The 12,785-nt window shown below is 71.7% G+C and carries 15 protein-coding genes; 8 read left to right on the top strand and 7 right to left on the bottom strand.

Annotation, left to right across the window (positions count from 1 at the left end; genetic code table 11):
* Window positions 1–9: 9 nt before the first annotated feature.
* Together GT030_RS07830 and GT030_RS07835 are read right to left on the bottom strand one after the other, a co-directional pair.
* Window positions 10–270, bottom strand: coding sequence for a hypothetical protein (locus GT030_RS07830; RefSeq protein ID WP_346009588.1), 261 nt, complete (start codon window positions 268–270; stop codon window positions 10–12).
* A gap of 171 nt (window positions 271–441) precedes the next feature.
* On the bottom strand, window positions 442–849 hold the full coding sequence (locus GT030_RS07835) for a helix-turn-helix transcriptional regulator (protein ID WP_161200455.1): 408 nt from the start codon (window positions 847–849) through the stop codon (window positions 442–444).
* A gap of 238 nt (window positions 850–1,087) precedes the next feature.
* Here GT030_RS07835 and GT030_RS07840 point away from each other — a divergent pair, with 238 nt between their 5' ends.
* The 5 genes from GT030_RS07840 (at window position 1,088) to GT030_RS07860 (ending at window position 5,508) form a co-directional block, all read left to right on the top strand.
* Window positions 1,088–1,303 (top strand): hypothetical protein, encoded by a 216-nt coding sequence (locus GT030_RS07840; RefSeq protein ID WP_030814257.1) that lies wholly within the window; start codon window positions 1,088–1,090, stop codon window positions 1,301–1,303.
* Between the two features lie 56 nt (window positions 1,304–1,359).
* Window positions 1,360–1,578, top strand: coding sequence for a hypothetical protein (locus GT030_RS07845; protein WP_086690120.1), 219 nt, complete (start codon window positions 1,360–1,362; stop codon window positions 1,576–1,578).
* Window positions 1,579–1,702: 124 nt separating this feature from the next.
* The gene (locus GT030_RS07850) at window positions 1,703–3,643 is read left to right on the top strand and encodes a hypothetical protein (RefSeq protein ID WP_161200456.1); all 1,941 of its coding nucleotides are present in this window, start codon (window positions 1,703–1,705) and stop codon (window positions 3,641–3,643) included.
* Window positions 3,644–3,729: 86 nt separating this feature from the next.
* The gene (locus GT030_RS07855; protein ID WP_161200457.1) at window positions 3,730–4,401 is read left to right on the top strand and encodes a hypothetical protein; all 672 of its coding nucleotides are present in this window, start codon (window positions 3,730–3,732) and stop codon (window positions 4,399–4,401) included.
* 246 nt (window positions 4,402–4,647) lie between these two features.
* Window positions 4,648–5,508, top strand: coding sequence for a Bax inhibitor-1/YccA family protein (locus GT030_RS07860; protein WP_086690127.1), 861 nt, complete (start codon window positions 4,648–4,650; stop codon window positions 5,506–5,508).
* A gap of 72 nt (window positions 5,509–5,580) precedes the next feature.
* Here the strand turns inward: GT030_RS07860 and GT030_RS07865 are convergent, their stop codons facing one another.
* A complete protein-coding gene (locus GT030_RS07865; RefSeq protein ID WP_086690129.1) occupies window positions 5,581–5,811 on the bottom strand; it encodes a DUF4287 domain-containing protein in 231 nt (76 codons plus the stop codon).
* 98 nt (window positions 5,812–5,909) lie between these two features.
* Here GT030_RS07865 and GT030_RS07870 point away from each other — a divergent pair, with 98 nt between their 5' ends.
* Window positions 5,910–6,221, top strand: a complete 312-nt coding sequence (locus GT030_RS07870) for a hypothetical protein (protein WP_207229147.1) — start codon at window positions 5,910–5,912, stop codon at window positions 6,219–6,221.
* 25 nt (window positions 6,222–6,246) lie between these two features.
* Here the strand turns inward: GT030_RS07870 and GT030_RS07875 are convergent, their stop codons facing one another.
* From GT030_RS07875 to GT030_RS07885, 3 genes are all read right to left on the bottom strand, one after another.
* On the bottom strand, window positions 6,247–7,029 hold the full coding sequence (locus tag GT030_RS07875; RefSeq protein ID WP_161200458.1) for a hypothetical protein: 783 nt from the start codon (window positions 7,027–7,029) through the stop codon (window positions 6,247–6,249).
* A gap of 295 nt (window positions 7,030–7,324) precedes the next feature.
* On the bottom strand, window positions 7,325–8,545 hold the full coding sequence (locus GT030_RS07880; RefSeq protein WP_161200459.1) for an acetyl-CoA C-acetyltransferase: 1,221 nt from the start codon (window positions 8,543–8,545) through the stop codon (window positions 7,325–7,327).
* A gap of 169 nt (window positions 8,546–8,714) precedes the next feature.
* Complete coding sequence (locus GT030_RS07885; RefSeq protein WP_202459821.1) at window positions 8,715–9,734, bottom strand: SGNH/GDSL hydrolase family protein; 1,020 nt, start codon at window positions 9,732–9,734, stop codon at window positions 8,715–8,717.
* A 161-nt stretch (window positions 9,735–9,895) separates the two neighbouring features.
* Between GT030_RS07885 and GT030_RS07890 the strand changes: the two genes are divergently transcribed.
* Window positions 9,896–11,287, top strand: a complete 1,392-nt coding sequence (locus GT030_RS07890; RefSeq protein WP_030814288.1) for a cystathionine beta-synthase — start codon at window positions 9,896–9,898, stop codon at window positions 11,285–11,287.
* A gap of 331 nt (window positions 11,288–11,618) precedes the next feature.
* On the opposite strand, the gene GT030_RS07895 is transcribed toward GT030_RS07890, so the two are convergent.
* Entirely contained in the window at window positions 11,619–12,269 is a 651-nt protein-coding gene (locus GT030_RS07895; RefSeq protein WP_161200460.1) for a LysE family translocator, read from the bottom strand.
* A 115-nt stretch (window positions 12,270–12,384) separates the two neighbouring features.
* On the opposite strand from GT030_RS07895, the gene GT030_RS07900 reads away from it, so the two are divergent.
* On the top strand, window positions 12,385–12,785 hold a 401-nt coding region (locus GT030_RS07900; protein ID WP_161200461.1), incomplete at its 3' end, for a winged helix-turn-helix domain-containing protein.

Genomic DNA, 12,785 nt, shown 5'->3' on the forward strand with positions numbered 1-12,785 from the left:
GCGGTCCGCTCAGCCCTCGTACACCGTCAGTACCGCGCCGTCGACCTCGATGCTGCGGCCCGCTCGCATGCCGTTCGCGCGCAGGGTGGCCAGGCAGGTGCGGAAGAGGGCGAGTTCGGCGGCGTCCAGGATGGCCGCGGCGAGGTCGAGGAGTTCATGGACCGCCTCGTCGGTGAGGACCTCGGGGAGTTCGCCGGACAGGAGGACGACGGACTCGCCGTCCGGGCCCCGAACCACCGCGGTGGCCGGGCCGCCATGCACCAACAACACGTTCCCCCCAAGGGCCCGTGGTCGTGCGGCTCTCGCTCCTCGGGCAGGACGAGAGACTAGCGGGGGATCTCGGCCCGTTCGGGTGGACTTGCTTTCTTTTTCCGAGTTGACGGAAGCGTGGCCGGGTGAGGGCGCCGCCCGGACACTCCACGACGCGCCCCGGTACGCGGCTCAGTCCCGCTGCTCCGGCTTCGCCGCGCGGCCGAGCAGGGACTCCACCAGCGCGGTGACGTGTCTGCGGTCGTCGGACGACAGCCGCTGCACGCTGGCGATCAGCAGATCCACCTCGGGGTCACCGGAGCGGGGTGCGGCCGGGGTGTCGTCCTCGCCGGCCGGGCTGCCGTACACATGGATGCCGCACGCCTCGGCGGCCGCCCGGCGGACGGTGTCCAGCGGGAGTTCGAGCCCCTTGGCCAGACCCTCCAGGGTGCCGGCCTGCGGCATGCGCACCACGCGCTCGGTGGTGGCCAGATGGTGGACGGTGGAGCGGGGGACGCCGCCGCGTCGCGCCACTTCGCCGTAGGACCAGCCCTCGCGGTCCAGGCGCTCGCGGATCAACTGCTGCAGTGCGTTGGCCACCGTTGGTCACTTCCTGCTCGTCCTGCTCGCCGCTCGGCCGCACGTCCCTGTCGGGGGGAGTCTACGGGCGAGTAGCTGAACCGCCGAAAGAGTGATTACCCAAAAGGGTTGCGGGCAGACGTCGCGAGGGCCTAGTGTCCAATCTCGTTGGACAGCTCGTCCGACCAAGTTGGACAGAGTCCGGGGGGAACCTGACTCGGTCCGACCGGAAATGCCCATTTCCCGAGGGGGAAACATCATGATGGACGCCCACGAGCTCGAGGCCGAGTCCGCCGAACTGCTGCCCGGCCGCGAGGCCCTCGGCAAGCTGAAGTTCAGCTTCGGCAAGACGGTGAACGTCACCAAGCACGTCGCCAACATCGAGGCCGCCAACCAGTCGGCCGCGCTCAACGACCACTCGGCGTGGTCCGTCGCCAGCTCCGGCGCCTCGCAGGCCATCAGCGTCAGCCAGTAGCCCGGACCGTCGGGAAACAGCAAGCACGTCAAGCAGGACAAGAGGGGAACACCATCATGAGCATGGACATGCGCGACCTGGACGCCGAGTCCGCGGAGCTGCTGCCGGGCCGCGAGGCCCTGGGCAAGCTGAAGTTCAGCTTCAACAAGACGGTGAACGTCACCAAGCACGTGGCCAACATCGAGGCCGCCAACCAGTCCGCCGCGGTCAACGACCACTCGCTGTGGTCGGACGCCCAGTCGCACGCCGGACAGACGATCAGCGTCAAGCAGTAGCACCACCGCCGCGACGGCGGTCACGGGGGCGGACCGCGCCCGCAGTGCGGGGCGGTCCGCCCCCGCGGCCATGCCGGGGGGAAGCGCGGCGGTGAGGCGGCATCGATGTGGGGGGAGACCACGGATGACGGTGCTGGGGAACGGCACGACCACGCTGTACGACACCGGACCGCTGCCCGGACCCGGTGGCTGGCCGGTGACGTACGAGCAGGTGGCGACCGGCAGCCTGCCGGCAGCCGGGGTGCCGGCCCGACCCGTCCCGCGGCTGAGCGCGGGGCTGCGGCTGCACGGTGAGTACCAGGGATCGGGCTTCACCGAGCCCAAGTACATCGCCCGTCGGGGGGACGGGCAGGTCGTGCAGCTCTCACGCCTGCTGTACCTGGTGGCGTCGTCCGTCGACGGGGTCCGCGACGACGACACGATCGCCCACCGGGTCAGCGCCCGCTTCGGCCGCGAGGTCAGCGGGGAGAACGTCCGCTACCTCGTGGAGAACAAGCTCGACCCGCTGGGCGTGACGGTCCCGGAGGGTCAGGAGAGCGACGAGGTCGACGCCCCGCGCTCCGACCTGCTGCTCGCCCTCAAGGGGCACCGGGTCGTCTTCAACGAGCGGCGCACCGCCCGCATCGCCAGGTCGCTGGCCTGGCTGCACCGGCCGGTGGTCGTCGCGGCGGTGCTGCTGGCGGCCGTCGTCATGGACGTCTGGCTGTTCGGCTTCTTCGGCGCGATCGAGCCGGTGCTGGAGGTGCTGGACCAGCCGGTGCTCATCCTGCTGGTCTTCGTGCTCACCGTGGCCTCGCTCGTCTTCCACGAGTTCGGCCACGCCTCCGCGTGCCGGTACGGCGGGGCGAGACCCGGCTGCATCGGCTGCGGGCTCTTCCTCATCTGGCCGTCGATGTACACCGACGTCACCGACGTCTACCGGATCGGCAAGGCCGGGCGCATCCGCACCGACTTCGGCGGGGTGTACTTCAACGTCGTCTTCATGCTGGCCATGGCCGGCGCCTACTTCGCCACCGGGGAGCAGTTCTTCCTGGCCGCAGTCTACCTCGGCCACTTCGAGATCCTGGAACAGCTCATGCCCGCCGTCCGGCTGGACGGCTACTACATCCTGGGCGACCTGGCGGGCGTCCCGGACCTGTACGGCAAGATCAGGCCGATCCTGCTCTCCCTGGTGCCGGGGGAGCGGGGCCGGTCGGCCCGCCAGGAGGTCGCGGGGCTCAAGAAGTCCGCGCGCACCATCGTCGCCACCTGGGTGCTGACCATGGTGCCGCTGATCATCGGCGAGCTGGGCTACGGGCTGTGGAACCTGCCCCGGATCATCAGCACGATGATCCGCTCGCTCACCGAGCAGGTCACCGGCACGGGCTCGGCGTTCGCGGCGGGGGACGTGCTGCCCGGCCTCGTCGGGGTGCTCGGCACGCTGATGCTGCTGTTCCCCATGGCCGGTGTCCTCTATCTCTCGGTGAAGATCGGCGGCCGGCTGTTCCGGCTCGCCAAGCGCTCCACGGCCGGGCGGCCCACCCTGCGTGTCGCGCTGTGCGGGCTGCTGCTCGCCGGGCTCGGCGGGCTTGCCTACGCCTGGATGTCCGGGGTGACCCCACAGCCGCTGCCGAAGAAGCCGCCCATCGCGCCGATCCTCCAGCCGGGTGTGCCCACCACAGCGCCGCCGTCCCCGGACGCCTCGACGCCGGGCGCCGGTCCGGAAAGCACCTCCGGCGGGCCGGGCGCGGCATCCGGCGAGCCCTCGGTCTCACCGGGCGCACCGGCCAAGGGCAAGCCGGGGGACCCGAGCGCCGGGGCCTCGGCGGATGCCTCGGCCTCCGCGCCGCAGCCGTCCGCAGCCTCCTCCACGGCACCGGACAAGCCGACGCACGGCGAGGACGGGCCCGGGCAGAGCGAGACCAGCGGCCCGGCCGCGGGCGGCGATCCGTCCCCGCAGCAGCCGCCGCCCCCGGTCACGGAGACGTCGTCGGTCCCGTCGGAGAGCGCCACGCCGACGGCCTCGACCACGCCCACGACGCCGCCGCCCACCAGCGATCCACCCGCCCCGGTGTCCACGCCCTGACCCGTCGCGGCTCCCCGGCCCGGCCGCGTCCGTGCGTGTGCCGGGCCCCTTCATCAGCACGTCCTTCATTCCTTGGGAGAGAACCCATGAGCAGCCACCGGAAACCACGCAGCAGTCCGTTCAACGGGCGGGCCGTCCGTACCGTCCTCCTCGCCGCCGGTGCCGCGGGCGTGGCGACCGCCGTTCCGGCGCACGCCGCGACCGGGCCCGCCCGGTCGGCCGCGGTGGTGTCGGACAGCGTGTTCACAGGCGCCAACCGGCTCCACCACACCCAGGCCCGCGACTCCTTCACCGTCCGCCAGTTCGGCAAGGCCGACGCGACCTCCGTCCGCAACCAGGCCCGCGCGGTCTCCATGGGCTGCTCGGTGGACGACCACTGCCGGTCGGTCGCGCTGTCCTTCCAGATCGTCACGGTCGCCGGGGACGCGCACCACCTGAAGGCGGTCAACGTCAGCGACGCGGCCAACAAGTACTGCGACGGCTGCCAGACCCTGGCCGGCGCCTACCAGTTCGTCGTCTCCACGCCCCACGCGCTCACCCTGGACGCCGGGGCCCGGCGCCGGCTGGCCGACGTCCACCGCAGGCTGGACGCGCTGACCCGGTCCACGCTGCCCGCCACCGAGCTGCAGAAGCGGGTGGACGCCCTCGCGGCCGAGGTGAACGGCGTCCTGAAGGAGGCCGTGGCCACGGCGCCCAAGGGCACCGAGAAGCCGGACGTCACCCTGCACCGCCGACTGGACGGCTGGCCGGGCCACTGACCCCGGCCTGACCGTCCCTCCCCGGCCGGCCGCCGGTTCCCGCGAGCGCCTCCCGCGGGGGACCGGCGGCCGGCCTCTTCCGCGTGGGCCTGGGCATATAAAAGGACCGGGCCGGGAACATGGCTTCCGCGTGGTGCGTTGGTCAAGCACGGCGAAGGAAAGATCCTCCTTGAGGAGCACTGACGGTCCTTTGCCAATCCATTACTCTTGAGCCAAGGCTGCGCACGGCAGCCATGGAGGAGTGAAATGAGGAGCAGCAACCCGGTCTTCTCGCGCCGAGGGTTCGGCCGCGACAACGGCTACGCAGGCTTCGACACCGCACCGCAGGCCGGGTACGCGCAGGGCAACCCGTACGGCCAGAACCCGTACGCGCAGAACCCGTACGCGCAGACCACCGTCGGCCAGGGTGCCCCGCCGCAGGCGCCGCCCGCGGCCGGCCGGATGACCATGGACGACGTGATCGTCCGTTCGGCGACCACGCTGGGCGTCGTCGTCCTCGGCGCTGTGCTCGCCTGGGCCCTGCTGCCGGTCTCCACGACCAGCTTCGGCCTGGCCTTCGGGTCCGCGATCGTCGCCATGGTCCTGGGCCTCGTGCAGAGCTTCAAGCGCAAGCCGTCGCCCGCGCTGATCCTGGGATACGCGGCCTTCGAGGGCGTCTTCCTCGGGGTCATCAGCGAGATGTACAACAGCCGCTGGAGCGGCGCCCCCTTCCAGGCGGTGCTCGGCACCCTGGCCGTCTCCGCCGCCACCCTGCTGGTCTACAAGGCCGGCTGGATTCGCGTCACCGCCCGGTACGCCCGGATCGGCATGGCCATCGCCCTCGCGTTCGTGCTGGCCATGGTGGTCAACCTGCTGCTGGTCGCGTTCGGGGTCGCCCCGGACGGCGGTCTGCGCGGCATGGGCCCGCTGGGCGCGATCGTCGGCGTCATCGCCATCATCCTCGGCGCGTTCTTCCTGACGCTGGACTTCAAGCAGATCGAGGACGGCATCGCTTACGGCGCCCCGCGCGAGGAGTCCTGGCTCGCCGCCTTCGGACTCACCGTGTCCCTGGTCTGGATCTACCTGGAGATGCTGCGCCTGGTCGCCATCTTCAGCAACAACGACTAGCGCCCCGGCGCGACGGAGGGCCCCCGGTGCACACGCGCCGGGGGCCCTCCGTCATGTGCGGGGCCGGGCCGGTCAGCCCAGCTTCCGCGCGGCCCTCCTCAGGTCGTACTCGTGGATGATCGCCTTGGCGTGGCCGTACGCGAGGTTGTGCTCGTGGCGGAGCCAGTTGACCTTGTCCTCGAAGCGGAAGAGGGACGGCCCCTCGTCGACGGTGCGCAGCCAGTCGGTGACTTCACGGCCGGTGCAGTGCGGGATGCGGGCGAGCAGGTTGCGGTGGGTCTCCTCGGAGAAGACTTGGGACATCGGCGCCTCCGGACACAAGGGAAATTAAGGCCGGTCCTTCAGGTCACCGTGCCCGAGCACGGGCCGCTTGGCAACAGTGCCCGCGTTACGCTCGGCGCGTGCTTGATACGACGCCCCTGACCAAAGCAGTGGAACTCTTCGCCGACCGGCTGCGGGCCGCCCCGCAGAGCCGGCTGCAGCGCGGCGCGGCCGCCGAGGCGCTGGCGGTGGCGCGCGAGCTGGCCCGGCGGGCGCAGGAGCTGGAGGAGCCGGGCAGTGAGCCGCGGGAGATGCCGGACGCCGGGATGTTCGCGGCGGCCGACCAGATCACGGTGGCCGGGCACGACCTGGCGGTCGCGCTCCAGGGCGAGGACCAGCTCGCGGAAGCCGTCGAGCTGGTCGAGGAGGCCCGCAAGCGGGCCGGTGTCTGAGGTGCGAGGCGTCTGAGGCGGCCGGCTAGAGCGAGGCGATGACCCGGTCGGCGAGGACGTACACCGTCTCCTCGCCGCAGGCGAAGGTCAGGGTGAAGGCGCCGGAGATGCCCGAGCCGCCCAGCAGACAGGGGGCCTCGCCCTCCTGGAGCGCGGCGGCCAGCCGTTCCGCGGTCTCGCGGTGGCCCGGCGTCATGCACAGCGTGGTGCCGTCGGCGAAGACGTAGACGTCGAGTGTGCCCAGCGGGCCGGGGCGGACGTCGGCGAGGGCGGTGCCCTCCACGGAGAGCCGCTCCAGGATGGTGACGGCGCGGTCCTCCTCGTCGCCCACCGGCGACTGCACGGGGACGAAGTCCGGGTGCGAGGGGTGGCGGCGGCGGGCCGCGGCCAGCTCGGGGGAGTCGCCGGCGAACTCGTCCGGCTCGGTGGCCGGCTCCGACACCGGCTCCAGGCCCGCGAAGTCGGACGCGCGGGGCAGGAACGTATCGGCGTCCAGGCCGTACAGCGGGGGCGGCGCGTCGGAGAGGTCGCGGACCTCCTGCGCGGCCCAGAAGGCGCGGGCCTCGGCCAGCTCGCGCTCCCGCTCCTCGGCGAGCGCGGCGGCCACGGCCTCGCGTATCTCCTCCGCGTCGGCGGTGGTGCGGGCCGCGGGCAGCAGTGCGCGGATATCGGCCGCCTGGTTCGCGGCGAGCTGGGTGTGCAGCTCGGCGATCTGGCGGCGCAGCCGCAGCACGGTGCACAGGACGGCGACGCCCACGGCGCCCGTGGCGGCCGTGGTGAGCAGCAGGGCGATGGACATGGCGCTCACTGACGTACTCCCAGGTTCAAAGTCGACCCCCGACTTCCTACCTCAGCTTGAAGGGTGGACTGACCGCCTGTCAGTGCGTAACGTCACGAAACGGACAGGCTTCTGGCCCCGGCGGCCTCGGGTGTCACTCGGGCCACGGCACTGACCTGCGCCGATCCCCCAGTGAGCGAGATAGGTCACACCCTGGGGGAGATTGGATCACAAAACGGCCCAGAACCAGGGGGCTTTACCGGGTTCTGGGCCGTTCTCGACCGACCGTGCGGAGACGGTCACCGACGGTCGATCAAAAGAGGTTTCAGCTGAGGCGCTCGATGACCATGGCCATGCCCTGGCCGCCGCCGACGCACATGGTCTCCAGACCGAACTGCTTGTCGTGGAACTGCAGGGAGTTGATCAGGGTGCCGGTGATGCGGGCGCCGGTCATGCCGAAGGGGTGGCCGACCGCGATGGCGCCGCCGTTGACGTTCAGCTTGTCCAGGTCGATGCCCAGCTCCTGGTAGGAGGGGATCACCTGGGCGGCGAACGCCTCGTTGATCTCGACCAGGTCGATGTCGCCGACACCGAGACCGGCCCGGCTCAGCGCCTGCTTGCTCGCCTCGACCGGGCCGAGGCCCATGATCTCGGGCGAGAGGCCGGAGACACCGGTGGAGACGATCCGGGCGAGCGGGGTCAGGCCCAGCTCGCGGGCCTTGGTGTCGCTCATGATGACCACGGCCGCAGCGCCGTCGTTCAGCGGGCAGCAGTTGGCCGCGGTGACCAGGCCGTCGGGGCGGAACACCGGCTTCAGGCCCTCGACGCCCTCCAGGCTGACGCCCGCGCGCGGGCCGTCGTCCTTGGCGACCACGGTGCCGTCGGGCAGCGTGACCGGCGTGATCTCGCGCTCCCAGAAGCCATTCTTGATGGCTTCCTCGGCGAGGTTCTGCGAGCGGACGCCGAACTCGTCCATCTCCCGGCGGGTGATGCCCTTGAGCCGGGCCAGGTTCTCGGCGGTCTGGCCCATGGCGATGTACGCGTCCGGGACCAGGCCGTCCTCGCGCGGGTCGTGCCAGGTGGTGCCCTCCTGCTCGGCGACGGCCGCGGTGCGGGCCTCGGCCTCGGCGAAGAACGGGTTGCGCGTGTCCGGCAGGCTGTCGGAGTTGCCCTTGGTGAAGCGGGAGACCATCTCCACGCCGGCGGAGATGAAGACGTCGCCCTCGCCCGCCTTGATGGCGTGCAGCGCCATCCGGGAGGTCTGCAGCGAGGAGGAGCAGTAGCGGGTGATCGTGCAGCCCGGCAGGTGGTCCATGCCCATCTGCACGGCCACGATCCGGCCGAGGTTGTTGCCCTGCTCGCCGCCGGGCAGGCCGCAGCCGAGCATCAGATCGTCGATGTCCTTCGGGTCCAGCTCGGGGACCTTGGCGAGTGCCGCCTGGATGATCGTGGCGGTGAGGTCGTCCGGGCGCAGGTCCTTCAGGGAGCCCTTGAAGGCGCGGCCGATGGGGGAGCGGGCGGTCGACACGATGACGGCTTCGGGCATCACGGCTCCAGAGGCTTGCGGGAGTTCGGGCAGGGCCGAGTCGGAAGTTACCCGTACGTATGGTCCGGGTCACCGGTGCGGCGGTGTGACACTGGCCGCAATTGTCTAAGCGCTTGCTTGGCCAGTGTCATTCCCGTCCGGCGCGATTCTCTTCAGGACGATGTGCCCTTCAGGACGGTGTGACCGGTTCCGTCTCCCGCACCCGGCGGCGCCGGCGCCGCTTGAGCAGCGCCCACGGGCCGCGCGGCCCGGTTGGCATCGCCGCCGCGACCTCCGTACCCGCCTCCGACGCCGCCTCGGCGGCCGCGCGGGCCACCGGCAGGAAGCCCTCCCGGCGCGAGGCGTCCGGCCTGTCCTCCTCGGCCGGCCACAGGCCGAGCGTCGCGCAGAGGGTGGGCAGCACCGCCATCGCCGCCGTCGCGTACCCCTCCGCCGAGGGGTGGTAGTGGTCCGGGCCGAACAGCTCACGGGGGTTGGCGGCGAACTCCGGGCCCAGCAGATCGCCCAGCGACACCGTCCGGCCGCCCTGCTCCACCGCCCCGATGGTCTGCGCCGCCGCCAGCTGCCGGGAGGCGCGCCGGGCCAGCCAGCGCAGCGGCTGGCGCACCGGCTCGATGGTGCCGAGGTCGGGACAGGTGCCGACGACCACCTCGGCACCGGCCGAGCGCAGCCGCCGTACGGTCGCCGACAGGTGCCGGACCGAGCGGGTGGGCGGGATGCGGCGGGTGACGTCGTTGGCGCCGATCATGATCACGCAGATGTCGGGCGCGGTGATCGGGGCGGCCAGTACCAGCGCCACCTGCCGTTCCAGGTCGTCCGAGGTGGCGCCCGGCAGGGCGACGTTGCGCAGCGACACCGGCCGCTCCGCCACCGCCGCCAGCCCCGAGGCCAGCAGCGCGCCCGGTGTCTGGCCCGCCCGGTGCACGCCCTGCCCGGCGGCCGTGGAGTCGCCCAGCATCGCCAGCCGCAGCGGGGGCTCGCCGAAGCGCCCGTACCCCGCGCCGTACACACCGTCCGCCAGGGGGACCCGGCCGGTGGCGCCGCCGTTGTTCACATGGCGCCGCGCCATCCGCATCTCCGTCAGCAGCAGTCCGACGGCGGCCGCGCCCACCAGTCCGACCCCGCCGCCGCCGTACGCCGCCCCGGCCGCGATGCGCCGGGCCACTCTCGCCCTCGACATGCTCGTCATGCGTCGCCGCCACCTCCTCGTAGCCGTACCCACTCCTTGCCCCGTACGGCATGTGCGCCAATCTCCACACTGAGTGAAGGCCCGTCCGCATTCCCTCCCGCTGGCCGTAGGCTGGCACAACCACGACGACCACAGTTTTTTGCAAGCAACCGGAGACAACGGTGCATTTCCACGACTCGATGATCAGCCTCGTCGGCAACACCCCGCTGGTGAGGCTCAACAACGTGACCGAGGGCATCCAGGCCACCGTCCTGGCCAAGGTGGAGTACTTCAACCCCGGCGGTTCCGTGAAGGACCGCATCGCGCTGCGCATGATCGAGGCGGCGGAGGCGAGCGGGGAGCTGAAGCCCGGGGGCACGATCGTCGAGCCGACCAGCGGCAACACCGGTGTCGGGCTCGCCATCGTGGCGCAGCAGAAGGGGTACAAGTGCATCTTCGTGTGCCCCGACAAGGTCAGCATGGACAAGATCAACGTGCTGCGCGCGTACGGCGCCGAGGTCGTGGTCTGCCCCACCGCCGTGGACCCCGAGCACCCGGACTCGTACTACAACGTGTCCGACCGGCTGGTCCGTGAGACGCCGGGCGCGTGGAAGCCCGACCAGTACTCCAACCCGAACAACCCCGCCTCGCACTATCACTCGACCGGCCCCGAGCTGTGGGAGCAGACGGACGGGAAGATCACCCACTTCGTGGCGGGCGTCGGCACCGGCGGCACCATCTCCGGCACCGGCAACTACCTGAAGGACGCCAGCGGTGGCAAGGTCAAGGTCATCGGCGCCGACCCGGAGGGCTCCGTCTACTCCGGCGGGTCGGGCCGCCCGTACCTGATCGAGGGCGTCGGCGAGGACTTCTGGCCGACCGCCTACGACCGGAACGTGGCCGACGGCATCGTGCCGGTCTCCGACAAGGACGCCTTCCAGATGACCCGCCGCCTCGCCAAGGAGGAGGGCCTGCTGGTCGGCGGCTCCTGCGGCATGGCGGTCGTCGCCGCGCTGCGCGTCGCCGAGGACCTCGGCCCGGACGACGTGGTCGTCGTCCTGCTCCCGGACAGCGGCCGCGGCTACCTGTCGAAGATCTTCAACGACGAGTGGATGGCCGACTACGGCTTCCTGGAGGACGAGGGCCCCAGCGCCCGCGTCGCCGACGTGCTCAAGGACAAGGCCGGCGGCGTCATCCCGTCCCTGGTCCACATGCACCCGGAGGAAACGGTCGGCCAGGCCATCGAGGTGCTGCGCGAGTACGGCGTCTCGCAGATGCCGGTCGTGAAGCCGGGCGCCGGTCACCCGGACGTGATGGCCGCCGAGGTCGTCGGCTCGGTCGTGGAGCGCGAGCTGCTGGACGCGCTGTTCTCCCAGCGGGCCTCGCTCGGCGACCCCCTGGAGAAGCACATGTCGGCCCCGCTGCCCCAGGTCGGCTCCGGCGAGCCGGTGGGCGACCTGATGTCCGTGCTCGGCGCTGCCGACGCGGCGATCGTCCTGGTCGAGGGCAAGCCGACCGGCGTCGTCAGCCGCCAGGACCTGCTGTCCTTCCTGGCCAAGGGCGGGCTGCACTAACGCCTTTGACCGGGCCGTGGTCCAAGCGGCACGAGCGTGTCACGTGCGCGCAGCACGTGCTTAACACGGGCCCGGCACAGTGGTGGGTGTCGGCAGGGCGGTGGGGGTACCTCCCAGGCATTAAGCACTGGGGGAGGCTCCCCGCCCCGGCCGACGCCGAACGGCGCCCAGGAACCTCCGGAGCGGCTCCCGGACCTCCCACGGCGCCTCGGACGCGCACGGGCCTGACCCGACCCGCGTCCTCCGCGGGGACCGCCGTCGTCCCGCCCCCCTTCACCGGGGGTGCGGCGGTCCCCGCGGATATTTGTCCCTGGGCTTTTCCGCGAGGACCTCAGCCCGTGGCGCTCGGACCCGACGTGTCCGTCGCCAAGGTGAGGGCCAGCGCCCCCAGCACCGTCCCCATCGCGTACCGCTGGATCTTCAGCCAGGACGGGCGTCGGGACAGGAACGTGGCGATCGTGCCGGCGGCCAGGACGATGGCGAGGTTGACCGCCACGCTCACCGCGATCTGGCAGGTGCCCAGGAGAAGGCCCTGGGTGAGGATGTGGCCGCGGTCCAGGGAGACGAACTGGGGGATCAGGGACAGGTACATGATGGCGATCTTCGGGTTGAGGAGGTTCGTCATCAGGCCCATCGTGAAGAGGCGGCGCGGGGAGTCGGGGGGTACCTCGCGCGGGGCGAAGACCGGGACGCCGCCCGGCCGGAGCGCCGACCAGGCCAGGTACGCGAGGTATCCCGCCCCGGCCAGCTTCACCGCGACGTACAGCTGCGGCACCGCCAGGAAGAGCACCGAGAGGCCGAGGTTGGCTGCCAGCAGGTAGGCCACGAAGCCGAGGGCGACCCCGCCGAGGGAGATCAGCCCGGCGCGTCTGCCCTGGGTGATGCTGCGGGAGACCAGGTAGATCATGTTCGGGCCCGGTGTGAGGACCATTCCGAGGGCCACCACCGTCACTCCCAGGGCGGCGCTGGGCTCGATGAGCATGGGAAGTTCCCCCGTTGGGATAGGTGAGCGGTATTGCCTTGAGGCTATGAACCGTCAACTCTCGGTGCAATAGCCTCTATTGTTCTCGGGGCAATGTCGTGGGAGGGAGCCCGGAGTGAGCGACTACCGGAGCGTGGCCGACGCGGTGGCCGAGGAGATCCGCACCGGAGCCCTCCGCCCCGGTGACCGGCTGCCCCCGCAGCGCACGTTCGCCCGGCGGCACGGCATCGCGGACTCCACCGCCACCCGCGTCTACCGCGAACTCGCCCGCCGCGGCCTCACCGTCGGCGAGGTCGGCCGGGGCACCTACGTCCGCGCCGGAGCCGGGACCGCCGCCCCCGCTCTCACCGAACCGGCCGCCGCCCGGGTCGATCTGGAGCTGAACCACTCCACCCTCCCCGGCCATGCCGCCCTCCTCGCCGAGGGCCTCGCCCCGCTCACCCGCCCCGACATCCTCGGTGACGCCCTCCGCCCGGTCGGCGCCGCCGGCACCCCTGCCGCCCGCGAAGCCGCCGC

This window comes from Streptomyces sp. SID1328 (assembly GCF_009865595.1).
In the GTDB taxonomy this organism is placed as follows: domain Bacteria; phylum Actinomycetota; class Actinomycetes; order Streptomycetales; family Streptomycetaceae; genus Streptomyces; species Streptomyces griseoluteus.

Coding starts and splice junctions, on each gene's coding strand:
- GT030_RS07845 (WP_086690120.1), top strand. CDS start 1,360: ATGAGCATGGACATGCGCGACCTGGACGCCGAGTCCGCGGAGCTGCTG.
- GT030_RS07850 (WP_161200456.1), top strand. CDS start 1,703: ATGACGGTGCTGGGGAACGGCACGACCACGCTGTACGACACCGGACCG.
- GT030_RS07855 (WP_161200457.1), top strand. CDS start 3,730: ATGAGCAGCCACCGGAAACCACGCAGCAGTCCGTTCAACGGGCGGGCC.
- GT030_RS07860 (WP_086690127.1), top strand. CDS start 4,648: ATGAGGAGCAGCAACCCGGTCTTCTCGCGCCGAGGGTTCGGCCGCGAC.
- GT030_RS07840 (WP_030814257.1), top strand. CDS start 1,088: ATGATGGACGCCCACGAGCTCGAGGCCGAGTCCGCCGAACTGCTGCCC.
- GT030_RS07895 (WP_161200460.1), bottom strand. CDS start 12,269: ATGCTCATCGAGCCCAGCGCCGCCCTGGGAGTGACGGTGGTGGCCCTC.
- GT030_RS07865 (WP_086690129.1), bottom strand. CDS start 5,811: ATGTCCCAAGTCTTCTCCGAGGAGACCCACCGCAACCTGCTCGCCCGC.
- GT030_RS07885 (WP_202459821.1), bottom strand. CDS start 9,734: ATGACGAGCATGTCGAGGGCGAGAGTGGCCCGGCGCATCGCGGCCGGG.
- GT030_RS07880 (WP_161200459.1), bottom strand. CDS start 8,545: ATGCCCGAAGCCGTCATCGTGTCGACCGCCCGCTCCCCCATCGGCCGC.